The following is a 17,983-nucleotide window of genomic DNA, read 5'->3' as shown; positions in this document are numbered from 1 at the left end:
GACGAGCACGGCTCCCGATCAATCCCCTGCAGTGAGCATCCCCGAAGCCTATCGACTGCCTCGACGCGACCGTGTCATGTCAGGTAGTCGATCGGCTGTCGGACGCAGTTCCGTCGCGTGCGGTCGCGCGTTAGCTGGTGACCGCAACCGGCACGAGGCAGTCAACCTCTCTCTCGCCGGTAGTACTCGATGTGCGGCCGGGATCACCAAGGGGTCGAAAGCGCGTCCGGTAGAGGATGACCGAGACCACCCCAGAAGCTGCCGCTGCCAGGGTGACTCTCCGCCGCGCGATCGGACTCATCAATGGGCTCGGCCTCGCGATCGTCGCGCGCCGCTGGCGCCGCTGGAAGCAACACCACTAGCGACTCCGAGCGAACGTCAGCAGTGGCGCTCGGCCTCGTGCACCTGAGCTCGGAGGTCCTTGTCACGCGAGCGTGACCACCCCACTGGCTAGCGCCCCCGGTCGACTCTCTCCCGACCGGGGGCGCTTACCTGTCCGCGGGATCTTGCGCGCCGGGCCCGCAGTGACGGGACCCACGTCAGCGCGAGCACCACAGCGAGGACCACCCAGTTGAGCACAGCCCCCGGCAGCTGGCCTTCGCGCATTCGCCCCTTACCCCCTGAGCCTCTGCTTTTAGAGGTCGTTGATGTAGCTGTTCATCGCGATGTTGACCACGTTGGCCGTGTACACAGTGCTGCCGCTTACGGAATCGCGGTAGCAAAGCTTCTGATCATCCTCCCCAAGGTTGGCCCAGAAAACAGTGCTCAGGTATACCGGCTTCCGCCAACCTCGGCCGGCCTCATGAGCGAGGTGAGCTGCACTGTTGACAACATCGCCCATGTACACCACGTCATTGATCGCGCTGCCGTTGTAGCCAGCCTTGATCATAAGTGCGCGTCCATAATCGACGCCGATTCCGATGGCCAGAGGATCAATCCCCCTCGCTGTGAGGTGGTGGTTGAGCAGGTCCTTTACCGAGTTCGCCTGCGCAACGATCGAGAACACTTCTTCTATATTTGAGGTCCACCGCGTGTTGTAGACAGCCCAGACGCAATCCCCAACGATGTTAACCTCTCGAACGAAAGACGCGGAATTGAGGACCGCAACCATCTCCGAGATGAAGGAGCGGTAGATCTTCGCTAGCTGGGGTCGCTTGTGCTTGTCGGTGAGGCCGGACGAGTCTCGAATGTCGATGAACACCGCAGTGCACAGGCTGTAGAACCCGTTCGTGAAAGTGAGTTGATCCCGGTCCGGCAGTGAATCCTTCTCCTCGAAAGTGCCGACCGGCTTGTCGAGGATCTCTTCCATACGTGCGGAACTGGCCTTATGGTCATAGGGCTTGTAGTTGCCATCCATGTTTACTCCTATCCGGCGACGGTGCCGATTGTTATGGCCACTAGGCCAATCATGAGCCCTGCCCCGAAGCCGAAGCGTATGGCCCATTTGACAACGCGCGCTTTGCTGGTTGCGATGCGAGCATTGGCGTGGACCTGGTCTGCTAGATCTTTGACGAGTTCTGACGGACTTGCGGTCAGTGTATGCAGTACGTTCGCGTACTCCGGTCGCTTTCCCGAATAGTTGTCTGCGATGCTGGCATAGAAAAGCCGGTTGATACTCTCAGGATCTGCGTCTTTGTCATTGATTCGCGGTGCCAGAGTCAAACCACAGAGTGCCGCGGTTATGATTAGTAGTGCACACGCCACGACCACGATGACGTCAATGAAGGTGGAGCGCTGTTCAATAACGCGAACTAGATTGAATAGTAGGGTAGCCATGGCACCGGTGAAAGCGAGAGTGACTGCTGCTTTGGTATCCGAGTGGCGAATCCACTCATTGACTAGAGTCAGCAGTTTCCAGGCGTGATCCGGATTCGGGGTGGTCTGGTCGCTTGCTGCGCGGAGTGGTCGCCGGGGGAAGCGAAGGCGGCTCATGTCAGAAGGCTACCCAGCGCCGCCGACGCATCGCCGCAAACGATCGTTTCTGAGCAGGTGCGGCACCGGCGCCAACACGCCGCCTCTATGCCTGTCCAAAACTCGTTGCCTGTGAGCAGCTTCGCTCTGTGTCGTCCTTCTCGCTTCGCTCTGTGTCGTAATCGCGTCTCGGTAGCCGATCCCTCTGCGGGAACGGCGCACGGTAGCTTCGGAGCATGCCGGCCTCTCAGTACGTTCGATTGCTGCGCGAGCGGATTGGGAGCAGCTACCTACTCCTTCCGGGCGTGACCGCGGTCATCCGAGACGACGATCGGTTCCTCCTGGCGCGGCAGCGCGACTCCGGACGATGGAGCCTGATAGGGGGCGGCATCGAGCCCGGCGAGGACCCCCGCGTGGCTCTGCTGCGGGAAGTGCGAGAAGAACTCGGTGTGGGCAGCGACGTCATCCGGATCATCGGGGCTTACGGCGGCGCCGCCCTCGAGAACGTCTACCCCAACGGCGACCAAGTTGGGTACGTGACGGTGGCGTACCTCTGCTCACTGCATACGTCGTCGTTCCTCCTCGACGAGGACGAAGTGCTCGAAACCCGGTGGGCGACTCTCGCCGAGCTCACCGAACTCGATCATCACGAGTGGATCGACCAGGTGCTGATCGACGCCACTCGGTAGTGGATCGCCTACCGGGACGGCGGAGCTGAGGGTGATTGGCTGAGTGCCGTGACGGCCCCCGAAGTGATCCTCGTTCACGGCTTGTACCACCAGCCGCAGCACATGCAGCCACTCCAGGCAGCTCTCGAAGAGCGGGGCGCGATCGTGCATGTTCCTCGTCTGCACCGTGGGTCTCTCGCCGCAGACACCGGTGCCGTGCAACAAGTCGTCGACGCCCGTCGGAGCAAGCCGGTCTTGGTCGCCCACAGTTACGGCGGGGCGGTCGCCGCCGGTGTGCGGGAGCTGCCTCGTTCGTCTTCATGGCAGCCTTCGCACCCAACGTCGGGGAGAGCTGTGCGCAGCTTGGTGGTGCCGACGCACCGGTGAACGCCTTCGTGCGACCGCACCCGGAAGGCGGCACGTTCATCCCTGCCGAGGCGGCGGCCGAGTTGTTCTACGCGGACTGTGACCCGCAGGCGGCGCAGCGGGCGGTGGACCTACTCGTGCCGCAGGCCTCCGGGCACGGAAGAGGTGTCGTAGAAGCAGCCCCGTGGAAGCGTGCATTCAGCCGCTACATCATCTGCTCCGACGATCGCGCGATGAGCCCCGCGCTGCAACTCCGGATGGCGATGCGATGCAGCAGCCACGAAGTGCTCAGCGCCAGTCACTCCCCGTACATCTCACGACCTCAACAGGTAGCAACCTCGGTGCTTGGTAGCGCCGCTGCCCGGTAGCCGGTGCCTCACCGCTACACCCCAATCGTCACCTTCGACGCCTTCCGTTGCCTACTGCCGCCTGACCAGGGGTATTCCCATATACCTGTCCCGCAAAAATGCCCGGTGAAGGGGCGCCAAACGCTACACGCCACCCCAGGCGACGAAGGCCAAGGAACCCGCGCCGACATCCTTCTCGACAACGGCATTGCCGTGACGGTCACGGACGCCCCCGGCGACAACCTCGAGCAAGAGGACCGGAACTTCGTAGCCGAGATCACGGTGCGTCCGCACTGTGGCTGAGCCTCGCCCGTGACTCGGCCGTGTACCGACCGGAGGCGCGGTGCCAGCTGGCACCGCGCCTCCAGTCCGGGGTGGGGTCGCGTCAGCTCGCGGTGTCCTCGAGCGCGTCGAGCGCGGCCACGTCCTCGGCGGCGAGCACGAAGTCGACGTCGGCGTTCTCGGCGATGCGCGACGGGGTCGTGGACTTCGGCAGGGGCAGGACGTCCTTCTCGAGCAGGTAGCGGATCGCGACCTGGGCGACGGTCTTGTCGTACTTCGCCGCGATCTCGGCGATCTGCTCGTTCTCGAGCAGGCCTCCGGTGGCGAGCGGGGAGTACCCCTCGGTCAGGATGTCGTGCTCGCGGTCGAAGGCGGTCGTCTCGTCCTGGGTGTTGCCGATGAACCAGCGGATCTGGTTGGCGTGCGGGACGACGTCCGTGCGGCCGAGCAGGTCCTCGAGGTCGGCGACGGCGAAGTTCGAGACACCGATGCTCTTGGTGCGGCCGGCGTCGTAGAGCTCCTCGAAGACCTTCCACACCTCGACGTTGCCGTCGCGGTGGTCGGAGCCCATGTCACTCCAGGGCCACGGTGCGTGGATCAGGTACAGGTCGACGTGTCCGAGGTCGAGGTTGCGGCTCGACTCCTCGAAGGCGTCACGGGCGCCCGAGGCCGTCTTGATCTCGGCCGGCAGCTTCGTGGTGATGAAGAGTTCGTCGCGGGGGATGCCGCTGTCGCGGACGGCCTCGCCGACGCTCGCCTCGTTCCCGTACGCCAGGGCGGTGTCGATGTGGCGGTAGCCGAGGTCGAGGGCGGTCTTCGTGGCGTCGTACGCGTCGGAGCCGGACGGGATCTGCCAGGTGCCGAAACCGATCTTCGGGATGTGCAGACCGTTGGACAGGGTGAACGTGTCGATGAGTGCGGGCATGCAGCGGACAGTACGCCGGTCGGGTTCAGCCACGGTCACGGTGCGGAACGCGGTGCCGCCGCGCGTCGCGCCCCTGTTCGGGCATCGCGCCCCGACTCACAGGGGCGCGATGCCCGCCAGGGGGCGCGAAGGGGCCCAGCGACGGACGGGAGGCCCGTGGCGGTGTCGCCACGGGCCTCCCGTCCGGTGTGTGCTGCGGTTCAGCGCGCGGTGCGCGTCCCGATCCGCGGCAGGACGAAGCCGAGCATGATCATCGCGACGGCCAGGAAGGCGTGCAGCACGTTGTCCGCGCTGTTCAGCGGCACGAAGTTCGCGCCACCGGCCATGCCCGCGGTGAAGAGCCCGTAGACGAAGAGCACCGCGTAGACGATGCCGCCGGCGACGAGGTACAGGCGTGCGGAGGCTGCACGGCGGGCGGCGAGCAGCCCGACGATGCCGAAGAGCAGGTGCACGATGTTGTGCAGGACGGACACCTGGAACAGGCCCAGGAGCAGGGCCATGGAGCCGTGGCCGGCCATGGACATCGAGCCCATGTCCATGGTGAGTCCGGGGATGAACCCGGCGATGCCGACGATCAGGAAGACGACACCGAAGACGAACGCGCCCCGCTGGGTCCACGTCGAACCGGAGGTGGTGCGTGCGGTTGCTGCGCTGCTGGTCATGATCAGCCCTCTTTTCTGTACGCGCCGCAGTGTGCGGCACACATGACATTCGGAGCGCTTCCCCGGTCGGTTTGCAGGTCAGTGCTCGGCGGTCACGGCGGCGGTCTCGACGGCGGTCACCGCGGTGGTCAATCCGCGCACCAGCAACGCCCGTGATCGGGCGGTCGCGGTGCCGTCCGGATCGCTCCACGCGGCGCGGGCGAGTCCGTCCACCAGGGTGATCACGGCGTCGGCGACCACGGGCACCGGCTCGGACGGCGTCGCCCCGTGCCGTGCGGTCCAGCGCTCGATCCCGGCGACCACGCCGTCGCGCCAGAGCCGTCGTTCGGCGTCGAGCAGGTCCCCGTCGCCGTCCGGGGCGAGGGCCGTCGCGCTGAGGGCCTCGAGTACCCGGAAGCGCTCGGGCTCGCGCCGCACCAGGTCGAGGTACGCGGAGATCCCCGCCTCGAGCGCGGCGGCGAGGTCGTCGTGCTCGTCGGCGGCCGCGAGCACCGGCGGCAGGACCGCACGCGCCTGCCGTTCGAGCAGCGCGACGACCAGGTTGCGTCGAGCACCGAAGACGTAGTGCACGACACCGTGTGCGACGCCGGCGCGAGCGGCGACGGCCCGGGTGGTGAGGCCGCGCAGGCCGTCGTCCCGCACGACCAGGGCGGCGGCGTCGAGCAGTTCCGCACGGCGGTCCTGTCGGCTGCGGTACCCGCGCGACTGCTGGTCCTCGGTCATCACAGGAAGCGTACGGGGCGCGTGCAGGACCGGCCGCGAAGATGAAGTCGGCCACATGGCCAAATCATCGAACAACCGAGGAGTCAGCATGGAGACCGTCGTCCGAGCAGCAGGACCCGCCGAGCTCGAGGCGGCCGCGGCCGTCCTCGCCGAGGCCTTCGCCGACGACCCGGTGCTCGCCGAGTTCCGGCCGCCGCGATCCGGTGAGGACCGCCCCGCCGTGCTGACCGGGCTGTTCGCCGCGCTCATCCGGTCGGTGCCGATGCCCGCGCGTCGGGTGGACGTCGCCACGATCGGTGACCGGGTGGTCGGCGCCGCCTTCTGGCAGGCACCCGGTCGGCAGCCCGGAGGCGTCCGGGCCTTCGTACGGCAGGTGCCGGCGTTCCTCCGGACCCTGGGGCTCAGCGGGGCGCTCCGCGCGGTGGCCCACCTGCGCCGCATGGAGCGCGCCCGACCGGTCACCCCGCACTGGTACCTCGCCGAGATCGGGGTGTCGGCGTCAGCACGTGGTCGGGGCATCGGCGGACTGCTGCTCGGCCACGCACTCGAGCGCGCGGACCGGACGTCGGACGGCGCGTACCTGGAGTCCTCCACCCCGGTGAACCGCCGGCTGTACCGACGGCACGGGTTCGCGGACGGCGCGCCGATCGCGGGGTTCCGCGCGGCGACCCCGATCAGCATGTGGCGTCCGGCCGCCGGCTGACCCGGCGCCGGGGGACACCGACCCTGTACCGGCGTGCACGCGCGCTGCCTACCGTCCACGGCACACCACGACGAGAGGAAACACCATGGCAAGTGGAGTCGCAGCAGTCTGGGTCCCGGTCAGCGACATGGAGCGCGCCGTCGCGTTCTACCGCGACACGCTCGGTCTCACCGTCAAGGACCAGTCCGACGACTGGAGCGAGATCGACGCCGGCGGCCTGATGATCGGCCTGAACGGGCGCGAGTCCGCCAGCCAGGCGAGCGACGGCGGCGCCGTCGTGTCGTTCCAGCCGGACGGCAGCATCGAGGACGAGGTCGCCGCGCTCAAGGAGCGCGGTGCGGACATCCAGGGCGAGATCAGCGAGCACCCGTGGGGCAAGATCATCCCCTTCAAGGACAGCGAGGGCAACGACCTGCAGCTCTACTCGCCGCCGCAGGGCTGACCCAGCGGGTGCGGGCCCGCACCCACGGACGGACTGGAGGCCCGTGGCGACGCCGCCACGGGCCTCCCGTCCGTCCTGCGGCCGGCTACGCGGACCCGCGCCAGACGACCTCCGTCGGCAACAGCAGACCGCGTGGACCGTCGTCGGTGCCGCCGATCTGCTCGAGGACCTGGTGTGCCGCCTGCTCGCCGAGCAGGCGCGCCGGCTGCCGCACCGTCGACAGCTGCGGGTCGCACCGCAGCGCCCAGGCGCTGTCGTCGAACCCGACCACGCCGACGTCACCCGGCACGCTCCGGCCGCTGCGCTGCAGGACGTCCATCGCGCCGGCGGCGACCGCGTCCGACGCGGCGAACACCCCGTCGATGTCCGGGGCTCGCTCGAGCAGCTCGCGCATGCCCTCGGCGCCGGCGGTGTAGCTGAACAGCGGGTTCCGGGCGACGAGGTCGGGGTCGAAGCGCTCGCCGAGTGCCGCGGTGAACCCCGCCAGACGGTCCTGGCCGGAGTCGCGGTCGAGCCCGGACGCGAGCATCCCGATCCGGCGTCGACCGGTGTCGACCAGGCGCCGGGTGATCTGCTCGGCGGCGGCGCGGTTGTCGATGCCGATGTACGAGATGTTCGCGGCGTCGGACGGGTGCCCGACGAAGCACGCGGGCATGCCGATCTCCTCGATCGCGCCGGTGATCGGGTCGCCGTCACGGGCGGACAGCACGATGGCGCCGTCGACGAACCCGCCGCGCAGGTACTCGACCACGCGCTCGCTGTCGCGGGCGGAGTCGACCATGATCGTGACGAGCTGCTGGTCGGCGTCGGACAGCACGGCGTTCGTGCCGATCAGGATGTTGCCGATGTTGGGGTCGTCGAGCACCACGACCGAGGGTTCGTGGACGATGAGCGCGATCGCCCCGGACCGCCGGGTGACCAGGCTGCGGGCGGCGGCGCTGCGCACGTAGCCGACGCGTCGGACGGCGTCCTGCACGGCCTCGCGCGCCTTCGGCGACACGTACGGCTCGTCGTTGAGCACCCGTGAGACGGTGCCGCGGGACATCCCCGCTTCGTCGGCGACGTCCTGGATCGTGGCGCGCTGACGAGCGGATCGGACCTCGGACATGGGGCAACCATATCCGCCGCTGAGGGGCCCTCGGAACGCCTCGCAGTTGACAGGGTGCAGCCGCTGGTGTTTGATCTGGGAGCGCTCCCAGAAACATCAGGCCCCGATCGGCTGGTGCGGACTGGGAGCGCTCCCAGAACACTGGGTGGCCTTCGCCGTCGAAGGGGTCGCACGCGACCGAGGCGGCCGGGGTCGCCCCGATCAGCGAGGATCCCCGTGACGACCACCACCCTGCCGACGACCGCCACCGGCGCGCTCGGCCTCGGCTCGACGGGCCTCGCGTTCGGGTGCGACTACAACCCCGAGCAGTGGGACCCCGAGGTGTGGGTCGAGGACGTCCGGCTCATGCGTGAGGCCGGCGTGAACCTCGTCGCGATCAACGTCTTCGGCTGGTCGCACGTCGAACCGCGGCAGGGCGAGTACGACTTCGCCGCGCTCGACACCGTCATCGACCTGCTGCACGGCGCGGGCATCGGGGTCGACCTGGGCACCGGCACCGCCTCGACCCCGCCGTGGCTCACCACCCGGTACCCCGAGGTCCTGCCCGTCGTCGCCGACGGCACCACCCGCTGGCCCGGCGGCCGCCAGGCGTTCTGCCCGAGCTCGCCGATCTACCGTGAGCACGCCCTCGCCCTGGTCCGCGCCACCGCCGAGCGCTACGGCGACCACCCCGCCGTGCGGCTCTGGCACGTGTCGAACGAGCTCGGCTGCCACAACGCGCACTGCTACTGCGACGTCTCCGCCCAGGCGTTCCGCGGTTGGCTGCAGGCCCGGTACGGCACGGTCGACGCGCTCAACGCCGCCTGGGGCACCTCGTTCTGGAGCCAGCGCTACTCCGCGTGGGAGCAGGTGCTGCCGCCCCGCGCGACGCTGTCGTTCACGAACCCGGCGCAGACCATCGACTTCGACCGGTTCTCCTCCGACGAGCTCCTCGGCCACCACCGCGCCGAGGCCGCCGTCCTGCGCGAGCTGAGCGACAAGCCCGTCACGACGAACTTCATGGTCGCCGCGCACATCACGGCGCTCGACTACTGGTCGTGGGCCGGCGACATGGACGTCATCGCGAACGACCACTACCTGGACCACCGCCTGCCTCGGCCGCACGTCGAGCTCGCCTTCGCCGCCGACACCACCCGTGGCCTGGCCGGCGGCGCCCCCTGGCTGCTCATGGAGCACTCGACGGGTGCCGTGAACTGGCAGCCGCACAACGTCGCGAAGGCCCCGGGGGAGATGCTCCGGAACACCGCGGCACACATCGCCCGCGGCGCCGACGGGGTCTGCTTCTTCCAGTGGCGCGCGTCCGTGCAGGGCAGCGAGAAGTTCCACTCCGCGCTGCTGCCGCACGCCGGGACCGAGTCGGGGACCTGGCACGACGTGGTCGCGCTCGGCGCCCTGGTCGAGCGGCTCGGCGAACTGCGCGGGTCACGCGTGGTTGCCGACGTCGCGCTCGTGTTCAGCTGGGAGAACCAGTGGGCGGCCGACCTGGAGGCCCACCCCAGCACCGCGCTCCGCTACCTGGAGCAGGTCCACGCGTTCCACGCCGCGCTCTGGGACCTCGGCGTGACCGTCGACGTCGTCGCCCCCGGGGCACCGCTCGACGGGTACGCGCTCGTCGTCGTCCCCGAGCTGTACCTGGTGCGCGACGAGCACGCGGCCGTCATCGCCGACCACGTCGCCGGCGGCGGGCACGCGATCGTCAGCTGCTTCAGCGGCATGGTCGACGAGCGCGACCGGGTCCGCACCGGCGGCTACCCGGGCGCCTTCCGTGACCTGCTCGGCGTGCGCGTGGACGAGTTCCTCCCGCTCGCCGCCGACGCCACGATCGCACTGTCCGACGGCACGACCGGCAGCGTCTGGTCGGAGCCGGTCGAGCTGCGCGGTGCGACGAGCGTCGTCGACTACGCCGAGGGCTCGCTCGCCGGCCGCCCTGCCGTCACCCGCAACGAGCACGGCGCCGGGACCGCCTGGTACACGTCCACGGTGCTCGACGCCGGTGCGCTGGGCGGCTTCGTCCACCGCGTCCTCGACGAGGCCGGGGTGCGCGCCGACCCCGCCGTCCGCCCCGGACTCGAGGTCGTGCGTCGCCGGGACGACACCCACGAGTGGGTCTTCCTGCTGAACCACTCCGACCGCACCGTCGAGCACCACGAGGCCGGCCACGAGCTCGTCGCCGACCGCCCGGTCACCGGCACCACCGCCATCGCCCCCGGCGGGACCCAGATCATCCGCACCGACAGGAACCGCTCATGACCACCACCGCACAGTCGCCCAGCGCGACCCGACGACGCCGGGGCGGCGGGTTCCGCTACCGCCGCGCCATCGCGATCTTCGTCCTGCCGTTCGCCGTCCTGTTCACGGCGTTCTACCTGGTCCCCATCCTCTACGCCGTGTGGGAGTCGCTGCAGAAGATCGAGCGGCAGGGCACGTTCGGCGCCCCGACGCAGGTCTTCGGCGGTCTGAGCCAGTACGCCCTGGTGTTCCAGGACGGCGAGTTCTGGAGCTCCGTGCTCCGCGTGCTGCTGTTCGGCGTCGTGCAGGTGCCGGTGATGCTCGGGCTCGCGCTGCTGTTCGCCCTGCTGCTCGACTCCCCGCTGCTGCGCGGCAAGCGGTTCTTCCGCCTGGCGTTCTTCGCGCCGTACGCGGTGCCCGGCGTCATCGCCGCGATCATGTGGGGCTACCTCTACGCCCCCGACCTGTCGCCGTTCTCCGCGGTGACCTCGCGGGTCGACCTGCTCGGCGGCAGCACCGTGCTGTGGGCCGTGGCCAACGTCGTGACCTGGGTCTACGTCGGCTACAACATGCTCATCATCTACTCGTCGCTCCTCGCGATCCCCGCCGAGGTGTACGAGGCGGCGAAGCTCGACGGTGCGTCCCAGCTCCGGATCGCCCTGTCGATCAAGATCCCGCTCGTGGTGCCGGCCATCGTCCTCACCGCGGTGTTCTCCGTCATCGGCACGCTGCAGCTGCTGACCGAGCCGACCGTGTTCCGCCAGTTCACCTCGACCATCTCGTCGACGTTCACGCCGAACATGCTCGTCTACTCGACGTCCTCGGTGCCGAACTTCAACCTCGCCGCGGCGTTCTCGGTCGTCCTCGCCGTCGCCACGTTCGTCCTGTCGATCGGGTTCCTCCGACTGACCCAGCGGAAGGCCGCCGAATGACCGTCAACGCCCCGTCCCAAGGTGACCTCGTCCGCGACGTCGGCCGACCGCTCGAGCCGAACCGGGCCTCCCGTCCGCACCAGCGCGGAGCGCGCGGTCCCCGTGAGAGCGTCATCTCGCGCAGCGCCGCGATGATCGTGATGGGGGTCTTCACCCTCTACTTCCTGCTGCCGATCTTCTGGCTGCTGGTCTCGTCCACCAAGACCGCCGCGAACTTCAACTCGACGTTCTCGCTGTGGTTCAGCGCCACCTCGGTGCAGGACTTCTTCGGCAACCTCGTCGAGCTGTTCACGCGGCAGGACGGCATCTACCTGCGCTGGCTGCTGAACAGCATCGCCTACGCCGGGGTCGCCGGCCTGCTCGGCACCGTGCTCTCCGCGATGTGCGGGTACGCCCTGGCCAAGTACCGGTTCCGCGGCCGCGAGGTCCTGTTCAACGTGTTCCTCGGCGGCGTGCTCGTGCCGGCGACCGCCCTGGCCCTGCCGCTGTTCCTCATCTTCAGCCAGGTCGACCTGACCGACACGTTCTGGTCGGTGTTCCTGCCGAGCATCGTCAGCCCGTTCGGCGTCTACCTGTCGCGGTTGTTCGCGGCGTCGAGCGTGCCCGACGAGATCATCGAAGCGGCCCGCATCGACGGCTCCGGCGAGGTCCGCACGTTCTTCACCGTGGCCGTCCGGCTCATGTCGCCCGCGCTCGTGACGATCTTCCTGTTCCAGTTCGTCGCCGTGTGGAACAACTTCTTCCTGCCGCTCGTGATGCTCCGCGACTCGTCGCTGTTCCCCGTCACCCTCGGCCTCTACACGTGGAACTCGAGCGTGAACCAGTACCCGGACCTGCGCACCCTCGTGCTCATCGGGTCGTTCGTCTCGATCATCCCGCTGCTCATCGCCTTCCTGAGCCTGCAGCGCTTCTGGCGCTCCGGCCTGGGCTCCGGCGGCCTGAAGTAGCCCCTCGACCCGCACCCCTTCCCGCACCAGCTCTCCCCACACCACATCCGAACGGAAACAGCATGAAGACAACGAAGTTCCTCAGCGTCGCCGCGATCGCCGTGGCCGCCACCGTGGCCCTCGCCGGCTGCAGCACCGGTGGCAGCAGCAGCGGCGGTGGATCCGACACCGCGGCCGCCAGCTGCAAGCCCTCGGACGGCAAGGTCACCCTCGACTTCACGACCTGGGTGCCGAACATGGACAAGGTCGTCGCGATCTGGAACAAGGCCAACCCGGACATCCAGGTCAAGGTCTCGATCGTCGCGAACGGCAACAGCGGCACCTACCAGAACTTCTTCAACCAGCTGAAGGCCAAGCAGGCGCCGGACATCGGCCAGGTCGAGTACGACACCCTGCCGGCGTTCCGCGTGCAGGGCGGCCTCGAGGACATCGGCGCGTGCGCCGTCATCAGCGACGCGAAGAAGGACTTCTCCGACGGCCTGTGGAACCAGGTCACCTTCGGCGAAGGGAAGTCGGTCTACGCCGTGCCGCAGGACTCCGGTCCGATGGCGCTGTACTACCGCAAGGACCTGTTCGAGAAGGCCGGCCTCGACGCCCCGAAGACGTGGGAGGAGTACGCCGAGGACGCCGTCAAGATCAAGAAGCTCGGCGGCAACATCACGAACTTCGCCAAGGGTGACGTCAACCAGTTCGCCGGGCTCGTCTCGCAGGCCGGTGGCCAGTGGTTCGAGAACTCGGGCCAGGACTGGAAGGTCAACCTGGACGACGCCGCGTCGAAGAAGGTCGCCGACTACTGGCAGGACCTGATCGACAAGAAGCTCGTCAACACCCTGCCGAGCTTCACCGACCAGTGGAACAACGCCTACGACAGCGGCAAGGACTGGACCTGGGTCTCCGCGGTCTGGGGTGCGAACACCATCTCCAGCGGTGCGCCGTCGACCTCGGGCAAGTGGGCCGTCGCCCCGATGCCGCAGTGGAAGTCCGGCGAGACCAAGTCGGCCGCCTGGGGCGGTTCGTCGAACGTCGTCTTCGCGGGCAGCAAGCACCCGGCCGAGGCGTCGAAGTTCCTGGTCTGGCTGAACACCTCGACCGAGGCGCTCTCCGCACTGAACAAGGAGGCCAACCTGTACCCGGCCTCGACCACCGGCGCCGACCTGCCGGCCCTGACCGAGGGGCTCGACTTCTACGGCGGCCAGAAGATCTACGAGGAGTTCGCGACCGCGGCGAAGGACATCCAGCCCTTCACCTGGGGTCCGACGATGACGCAGACCTACTCGGACGTGTCCGACGGCTTCGGGCAGGCGGCGTCCGGCTCGGGCACGCTGAGCGAGGCGCTCGAGTCCGGGCAGTCCAAGACCATCGCGGCGCTCAAGGCGCAGTCGATCCCGGTCAAGGGCTGACGGACGGCGGCTGACGTCGCGCGGTCCACGCGCTGACAGCGGACAGGAGGCCCGTGGCGGGATCGCCACGGGCCTCCTGTCCGTCTCGGGGTCGTGTTCCGGACCCCGCCGCGCGCTCGCAGCGCGCTCGTCTTGCTCGTCGCTACGCGACCGCGATCTCGTTGGGCACGCCCGGCAGCTCGTCGCTCGAGGCGATGACCTTCCCGGTGGTGAGGTCGACCGCGTGGATCTTCTGCTCGGCGGGGTCGGTGACGTAGGCGATGTCACCCTCGACCTTCAGGGCCGGGTGGGCGTCCTGCCACTCGGTCGGGCCCTCCCACGCGTCGATCACCGGGTACGACTCCAGCTGCTCGCCGGTCGTTTCGTCGAAGGTGTGCAGGGCACCGTCGTCGCCGAGCACGACGGCCTCGTCACCGGGGCCGCGAGCCAGGTCGCGGAACGTGAAGCCGACGCCGTCGGGCATGTCCGCGACGGTGTACTTCCCCGAGGCCACGTCGATCAGGGCGATCTGGTCGAGCAGGTACCCCTCGCTGTCGGGGTCGTCGTTGTAGTCGCCGACGGCGACGGACGAGTCCTCGGTGGTGAACAGGTTGCCGGTGCGGCCGTACTCGGTCGGGGCGTCGATCTTCTCGAACGCGCCGTCCTGGTAGACCAGGGCGCCGTCGGTGCAGCCGAACACCGCGACCTCACCCTTGACCGCACCCTCGCCGTGCACGTCGGGGCACTCCTCGGACCGGGTGATCTCCGTGCCGTCGGCGTCCAGGGCGCGCACGCCGGAACGGCTCTCCTCGGTGCCGATCGTCGTCAGGAGCGTGCCGTCCTCGAGCTCGATCGCGACGCCGTGGTGGGCGGCCTCGGACTTCGTCGTCTCGACCTCGGGCAGGTCGGCGCCGTCGAGCTCGGTGTGGTCGAACGTCGTCACGTCCCCGGTGCCGTCGGCGAACAGGGCGGTGCGGTCGCCGTGGACGACCGCGTGGCCACCGGTGTCGGCGGGGAACACCGCGTCGGTCAGGGCCGGCTCGGCCTGGGTGTCGAGGACCCGGAAGCCCTCGGGCACGGTGACGAGCACGTGGCGTCCGTCACCGGCGGGGTTGACCCGGGTGAAGCCGTCGATCGCGTCGTCGGCCACCACCTGCAGGTCCTGGTCGAGGACGAGCAGGCCGCCGTCGTAGGTGAGGGTGATGCGGGTCCCGTCGGCCTTCGGGGTCGCAGTGGTGTCGGACCCGGCGTCGGTGTTCGTGGCGCACCCGGTCAGGGCCAGGGTGGCCGCGCCGAGCAGGGCGGCGGGCCACGCGGCCCGGAGCGTCTTCGTGTTCGTCATGTCGCTAACTGTATTGATTCTCATTCTCAATTACCAGTCGACAGGCCGTCGACGATGGCCTCGGTGTTCGAGCGCATCATGCCGAGGTAGGTGGAGGCGTCGCCGTCCTCGGTGAGGGACTCCGTCGCCAGCGGTCGGATCTCGACGTGCAGGTCGACCTCTTCCGCGAGCACCTCGGCCAGTCGTGCGGGCTGCGAGGCGTCGGCGAAGATCGTCCGGACCCCCGCCTCGTCGATGGCGTCGGCCAGGTCGCGCAGGTCGGCGGCGCTCGGGGAGGCCAGCGTGGTCCCGCTCGGGATCACCGCCCCGACGACCCGGAACCCGTAGTGGTCGGCCAGGTACCCGAACACGTGGTGGTTCGTGACGAGCGCCCGGCGTTCCTCGGGCACGGTCCGGAACGCGGTCGTCATCGTGTCGTCCAGGTCGCGGAGCTCGTCCAGGTAGGCGTCGGTGCCGGTCGGCTCGATGCCGGCGTCGCGCAGGTCCTGGTCGAGGGCCTCGACCACGTCGACCATCCGGGCGGGGTCGGTCCAGAAGTGCGGTTCGGGGCCGCTGTCGTCCTCGGTGGTCCACTCCAGCGGGTCGATTGCGTCCCCGGCGGTGGAGACCGGCACGCCGTCCTCGGCCGCCGCCGCGACGTGACGGGCGACCCCTTCTTCGAGCCCGAGCCCGTTCTCGACCACCAGGTCGGCGCTCCGCAGTCGTGCGGCTTCCTGCGCGGAGACCTCGAACGAGTGGGGGTCGGCGCCCGGGGGCATGAGGACCATGACGTCGGCCTGGTCCCCGACGACTTCGCTGACGACGTCGCCGAGGATGTTCGTCGTCACCGCGACGAGGGGGCGGTCGGAGCCGGCGGTGGTGCACCCCGTGGCGACGAGGGCGAGCGCTGCGGCGGCGAGGCCCGCGGTCAGGGCCCTGGTGCGCATCACAGTCCGACCTCGGCGAAGGCGACGGGGGTGACGGGGAGCTCGATCGTGCGGGCGACCCGGGCGCCGTCGGCGAAGTCGATCTCGTGCACGGTGCCGTCCGCGGGGTCGGCCAGGTAGGCGCGCTGGGCGTCGAGCTGCAGCATCGGCGCGGGGCCGTCTGCGCCGGTGTCGATGAGCGCCTTCGTCGTGGCCGCCTTCCCCGTCGAGGCGGTCACGACGACCACCCGCCCGGAGTCGTCGAGCCCGACCACGTGCTCGTCCTCGTCGTCCACCGCGACCACGGCGCGCAGGGGCCGTTCGGTCGGCACGAGCCGCCACGAGCCCTGTCGCACGTCGAGCAACCAGAACCCGGTGGTGCCGGCCAGTCCGGCGACGGTGGGCCGGCCGGCGCGTGCGGCGAAGGCCGTCGGACGCTCGGCGCCGTCGGGCAGGTCGACGAACGAGGTCTCGCCGGCGTCGTCCACCACGACCGCTCCGTCGGCGCAGCCCACGACGGCACCGGCGCGGGTGACGATCCCGCCGGCGGGGTCGGTGCAGGTCTGTGCGGTGCCGGCGGGGTCGGTCGCCTCGCCGTCCGCGTCGAGCACGCGGACCGTGTCGCCGTCGGCCGCCACGAGCTGCTGGCCCATCGGCAGCAGGACGCTCGCGTCGATCCGGGCGGTCTCGTCGACCTCGCCCTGACCCAGCGCCTCGCGGTCGAGCACGACGGCCTCGGCGCGGTCCGGCCAGGCGATCGTCGTCATGGTCTCGGACGAGTGCACCTCGACCCGGCCGCCGCCGTCGATCGTGCCCACCACCCGCGGCTCGGCGGCGTAGTAGTGCGTGTGGTCGCCGTGGTCGACGGTCCAGGACCCGCCGTCGACGATCGTCGTGCGGTCGGCGTCGCTCGTCACGAGGAACCGGCCGTCGGTCGCCGAGTGCTCCGGTGCGTCCACGTCGTCGAGTTCGGTGGTCTCCTCGGTGAGCAGGTCGTGCACCGCGGTCGCGCCGGATGCCGACACGGCCAGGAGGCGCACCTGGGGTTCCTGGGACTCGCTCGCGCCCGCCACGTAACCGTGGGGACGGGCGGTGCCGGTCGAGCCGTCGGCCGACGGGGTGCCCGTGGAACAGGCGGTGACGGTGAGGGCCAGGCCGGTGGCGAGGCCGATGGTGGACAGGAAGCGCGCGGGGGCGCGGCTGGTGGTCGAGTGCTTCATGCTCCCTCTCGAGACGGTGCGGCGGATCGTGGTGCTGCCGGCGCGGCCGCGCGCGCCGGTGTGGGGATCGGGGTGCGCCGCAGGACGACGGCGGCCAGGGCGCGTGAGACCACGACGCTGGCGACGGCGACCGCGGCGATGCTCGCGCCGGCGGCGGTGCCGGCGTGCCAGGACACGAGCAGCCCGACGAGCACGGCGGTGGCACCGATGCCGGCACCGAGAAGCATCGTCGAGGCCACGTGCCGGGTCCAGGCGCGGGCGGCGGCCGCCGGCGCGAGCAGCAGGCCCACGACGAGCAGGGTGCCCACGGCCCGGTACGAGGCGACGACCGCCAGGGTGACGAGCCCGATGAGCACGACCTCGGCCAGTCGTGGGTGCAGGCCGAGCGTCGTGGCCTTGCGGGTGTCGAACGCCAGTGCGGTGAAGGGCCGGTGGAACGCCACGGCGACGGCCAGGGCCACGGCTGCGGCGATCGCGAGGCCGCCGACGTCGGCCCGGGTGACGGCGAGGACGTCGCCGAACAGGATCGCGGTGACGTCGGTGGCGAACGACCGCGAGGACGACACGATGATCACGCCGAGTGCGAGCATCCCGACGAAGAGCAGGCCGATCGATGTGTCGTACGACAGTCGTGCACGACGACGCAGTGCCCCGACGCCGAGCACCATCACGCCCGCGCTCACCGCGGCACCGAGCACCGGCGGGATCCCGGTGAGGGTGGCGATCGCGACGCCGGGCAGCATGCCGTGCGAGAGCGCCTCGCCCAGGAACGCCATGCCCCGGACCAGCACCCACGTTCCGACCACGGCGCAGAGGACCGCCGCCAGGGAGCCGCCGACCAGGGCGCGCACCATGAAGTCGACGGAGAACGGATCGGTCAGCCAGGTCACGG

At 69.6% G+C, this 17,983-nt stretch carries 18 protein-coding genes and 1 pseudogene; 9 read left to right on the top strand and 10 right to left on the bottom strand.

What is annotated here, in order from left to right; all coding sequences use genetic code 11:
- Nucleotides 1–634: 634 nt before the first annotated feature.
- Both DEJ04_RS14565 and DEJ04_RS18255 read right to left on the bottom strand, forming a co-directional pair.
- A complete protein-coding gene (locus tag DEJ04_RS14565) occupies nt 635–1,357 on the bottom strand; it encodes an adenylate/guanylate cyclase domain-containing protein (protein ID WP_111047557.1) in 723 nt (240 codons plus the stop codon).
- A gap of 8 nt (nt 1,358–1,365) precedes the next feature.
- Nucleotides 1,366–1,932 carry a Pycsar system effector family protein gene (locus DEJ04_RS18255; protein WP_146248729.1) on the bottom strand — a complete coding sequence of 189 codons (567 nt, stop codon included), beginning with the start codon at nt 1,930–1,932 and terminating at the stop codon, nt 1,366–1,368.
- 215 nt (nt 1,933–2,147) lie between these two features.
- Between DEJ04_RS18255 and DEJ04_RS14560 the strand changes: the two genes are divergently transcribed.
- From DEJ04_RS14560 to DEJ04_RS14550, 3 genes and pseudogenes are all read left to right on the top strand, one after another.
- On the top strand, nt 2,148–2,600 hold the full coding sequence (locus tag DEJ04_RS14560) for an NUDIX domain-containing protein (protein WP_111047556.1): 453 nt from the start codon (nt 2,148–2,150) through the stop codon (nt 2,598–2,600).
- 48 nt (nt 2,601–2,648) lie between these two features.
- Entirely contained in the window at nt 2,649–2,966 is a 318-nt protein-coding gene (locus tag DEJ04_RS18895) for an alpha/beta fold hydrolase (RefSeq protein ID WP_111047555.1), read from the top strand.
- Nucleotides 2,897–3,313: pseudogene (locus tag DEJ04_RS14550) on the top strand (alpha/beta fold hydrolase); the annotation flags it as partial. The gene DEJ04_RS18895 and the pseudogene DEJ04_RS14550, both read left to right, overlap by 70 nt.
- 364 nt (nt 3,314–3,677) lie before the next feature.
- Here the strand turns inward: DEJ04_RS14550 and DEJ04_RS14545 are convergent.
- From DEJ04_RS14545 to DEJ04_RS14535, 3 genes are all read right to left on the bottom strand, one after another.
- Nucleotides 3,678–4,499, bottom strand: a complete 822-nt coding sequence (locus DEJ04_RS14545) for an aldo/keto reductase (RefSeq protein WP_111047553.1) — start codon at nt 4,497–4,499, stop codon at nt 3,678–3,680.
- Between the two features lie 200 nt (nt 4,500–4,699).
- Complete coding sequence (locus tag DEJ04_RS14540; RefSeq protein WP_111047552.1) at nt 4,700–5,161, bottom strand: DUF4383 domain-containing protein; 462 nt, start codon at nt 5,159–5,161, stop codon at nt 4,700–4,702.
- A 78-nt stretch (nt 5,162–5,239) separates the two neighbouring features.
- Nucleotides 5,240–5,884: a TetR family transcriptional regulator gene (locus tag DEJ04_RS14535; protein ID WP_181437841.1), complete on the bottom strand. Its 645-nt coding sequence runs from the start codon at nt 5,882–5,884 to the stop codon at nt 5,240–5,242.
- A gap of 88 nt (nt 5,885–5,972) precedes the next feature.
- Here DEJ04_RS14535 and DEJ04_RS14530 point away from each other — a divergent pair, with 88 nt between their 5' ends.
- Both DEJ04_RS14530 and DEJ04_RS14525 read left to right on the top strand, forming a co-directional pair.
- A complete protein-coding gene (locus DEJ04_RS14530) occupies nt 5,973–6,587 on the top strand; it encodes a GNAT family N-acetyltransferase (RefSeq protein ID WP_111047550.1) in 615 nt (204 codons plus the stop codon).
- 85 nt (nt 6,588–6,672) lie between these two features.
- Nucleotides 6,673–7,029, top strand: coding sequence for a VOC family protein (locus tag DEJ04_RS14525; RefSeq protein ID WP_027467232.1), 357 nt, complete (start codon nt 6,673–6,675; stop codon nt 7,027–7,029).
- Nucleotides 7,030–7,114: 85 nt separating this feature from the next.
- Here DEJ04_RS14525 and DEJ04_RS14520 read toward each other — a convergent pair whose 3' ends face one another.
- Complete coding sequence (locus DEJ04_RS14520) at nt 7,115–8,137, bottom strand: LacI family DNA-binding transcriptional regulator (protein WP_071245173.1); 1,023 nt, start codon at nt 8,135–8,137, stop codon at nt 7,115–7,117.
- A 216-nt stretch (nt 8,138–8,353) separates the two neighbouring features.
- On the opposite strand from DEJ04_RS14520, the gene DEJ04_RS14515 reads away from it, so the two are divergent.
- From DEJ04_RS14515 to DEJ04_RS14500, 4 genes are all read left to right on the top strand, one after another.
- Nucleotides 8,354–10,387 carry a beta-galactosidase gene (locus tag DEJ04_RS14515; RefSeq protein ID WP_111047549.1) on the top strand — a complete coding sequence of 678 codons (2,034 nt, stop codon included), beginning with the start codon at nt 8,354–8,356 and terminating at the stop codon, nt 10,385–10,387.
- Nucleotides 10,384–11,298: a carbohydrate ABC transporter permease gene (locus tag DEJ04_RS14510; RefSeq protein ID WP_027467229.1), complete on the top strand. Its 915-nt coding sequence runs from the start codon at nt 10,384–10,386 to the stop codon at nt 11,296–11,298. The genes DEJ04_RS14515 and DEJ04_RS14510 overlap by 4 nt, the downstream gene beginning before the upstream one ends.
- Nucleotides 11,295–12,245: a carbohydrate ABC transporter permease gene (locus DEJ04_RS14505; RefSeq protein WP_228516621.1), complete on the top strand. Its 951-nt coding sequence runs from the start codon at nt 11,295–11,297 to the stop codon at nt 12,243–12,245. The genes DEJ04_RS14510 and DEJ04_RS14505 overlap by 4 nt, the downstream gene beginning before the upstream one ends.
- Nucleotides 12,246–12,307: 62 nt before the next feature.
- The gene (locus DEJ04_RS14500; protein WP_111047548.1) at nt 12,308–13,645 is read left to right on the top strand and encodes an ABC transporter substrate-binding protein; all 1,338 of its coding nucleotides are present in this window, start codon (nt 12,308–12,310) and stop codon (nt 13,643–13,645) included.
- Nucleotides 13,646–13,787: 142 nt separating this feature from the next.
- On the opposite strand, the gene DEJ04_RS14495 is transcribed toward DEJ04_RS14500, so the two are convergent.
- The 4 genes from DEJ04_RS14495 to aztB are packed head-to-tail and all read right to left on the bottom strand — an operon-like array spanning nt 13,788 to nt 17,981.
- Nucleotides 13,788–14,966 carry a hypothetical protein gene (locus DEJ04_RS14495; protein ID WP_111047547.1) on the bottom strand — a complete coding sequence of 393 codons (1,179 nt, stop codon included), beginning with the start codon at nt 14,964–14,966 and terminating at the stop codon, nt 13,788–13,790.
- A 26-nt stretch (nt 14,967–14,992) separates the two neighbouring features.
- Nucleotides 14,993–15,892 (bottom strand): metal ABC transporter substrate-binding protein, encoded by a 900-nt coding sequence (locus DEJ04_RS14490; protein WP_181437840.1) that lies wholly within the window; start codon nt 15,890–15,892, stop codon nt 14,993–14,995.
- Nucleotides 15,892–17,091 carry an ABC transporter gene (locus DEJ04_RS14485; protein WP_111047546.1) on the bottom strand — a complete coding sequence of 400 codons (1,200 nt, stop codon included), beginning with the start codon at nt 17,089–17,091 and terminating at the stop codon, nt 15,892–15,894. The genes DEJ04_RS14490 and DEJ04_RS14485 overlap by 1 nt, the downstream gene beginning before the upstream one ends.
- On the bottom strand, nt 17,088–17,981 hold the full coding sequence (aztB, locus tag DEJ04_RS14480) for a zinc ABC transporter permease AztB (RefSeq protein WP_111047545.1): 894 nt from the start codon (nt 17,979–17,981) through the stop codon (nt 17,088–17,090). Before aztB ends, DEJ04_RS14485 begins: the two co-directional genes overlap by 4 nt.
- Between the last annotated feature and the right edge of the window lie 2 nt (nt 17,982–17,983).

This window comes from Curtobacterium sp. MCLR17_044 (genome assembly GCF_003234435.1).
In the GTDB taxonomy this organism is placed as follows: Bacteria; Actinomycetota; Actinomycetes; order Actinomycetales; family Microbacteriaceae; genus Curtobacterium; species Curtobacterium flaccumfaciens.
The sequence above is the reverse complement of the archived record's forward strand: the minus strand, read 5'-3'. Positions and strand labels throughout refer to the sequence as shown.

What these genes read in the sequence shown, in the direction of transcription:
- DEJ04_RS14520 (WP_071245173.1), bottom strand. Translation starts at nt 8,137, where the DNA reads ATGTCCGAGGTCCGATCCGCTCGTCAGCGCGCCACGATCCAGGACGTC.
- DEJ04_RS14565 (WP_111047557.1), bottom strand. Translation starts at nt 1,357, where the DNA reads ATGGATGGCAACTACAAGCCCTATGACCATAAGGCCAGTTCCGCACGT.
- DEJ04_RS14500 (WP_111047548.1), top strand. Translation starts at nt 12,308, where the DNA reads ATGAAGACAACGAAGTTCCTCAGCGTCGCCGCGATCGCCGTGGCCGCC.
- DEJ04_RS14530 (WP_111047550.1), top strand. Translation starts at nt 5,973, where the DNA reads ATGGAGACCGTCGTCCGAGCAGCAGGACCCGCCGAGCTCGAGGCGGCC.
- DEJ04_RS14560 (WP_111047556.1), top strand. Translation starts at nt 2,148, where the DNA reads ATGCCGGCCTCTCAGTACGTTCGATTGCTGCGCGAGCGGATTGGGAGC.
- DEJ04_RS14540 (WP_111047552.1), bottom strand. Translation starts at nt 5,161, where the DNA reads ATGACCAGCAGCGCAGCAACCGCACGCACCACCTCCGGTTCGACGTGG.
- DEJ04_RS14525 (WP_027467232.1), top strand. Translation starts at nt 6,673, where the DNA reads ATGGCAAGTGGAGTCGCAGCAGTCTGGGTCCCGGTCAGCGACATGGAG.
- DEJ04_RS14505 (WP_228516621.1), top strand. Translation starts at nt 11,295, where the DNA reads ATGACCGTCAACGCCCCGTCCCAAGGTGACCTCGTCCGCGACGTCGGC.
- DEJ04_RS14485 (WP_111047546.1), bottom strand. Translation starts at nt 17,091, where the DNA reads ATGAAGCACTCGACCACCAGCCGCGCCCCCGCGCGCTTCCTGTCCACC.
- DEJ04_RS14490 (WP_181437840.1), bottom strand. Translation starts at nt 15,892, where the DNA reads ATGCGCACCAGGGCCCTGACCGCGGGCCTCGCCGCCGCAGCGCTCGCC.
- DEJ04_RS14535 (WP_181437841.1), bottom strand. Translation starts at nt 5,884, where the DNA reads ATGACCGAGGACCAGCAGTCGCGCGGGTACCGCAGCCGACAGGACCGC.
- DEJ04_RS14510 (WP_027467229.1), top strand. Translation starts at nt 10,384, where the DNA reads ATGACCACCACCGCACAGTCGCCCAGCGCGACCCGACGACGCCGGGGC.
- DEJ04_RS18255 (WP_146248729.1), bottom strand. Translation starts at nt 1,932, where the DNA reads ATGAGCCGCCTTCGCTTCCCCCGGCGACCACTCCGCGCAGCAAGCGAC.
- DEJ04_RS14545 (WP_111047553.1), bottom strand. Translation starts at nt 4,499, where the DNA reads ATGCCCGCACTCATCGACACGTTCACCCTGTCCAACGGTCTGCACATC.
- DEJ04_RS14495 (WP_111047547.1), bottom strand. Translation starts at nt 14,966, where the DNA reads ATGACGAACACGAAGACGCTCCGGGCCGCGTGGCCCGCCGCCCTGCTC.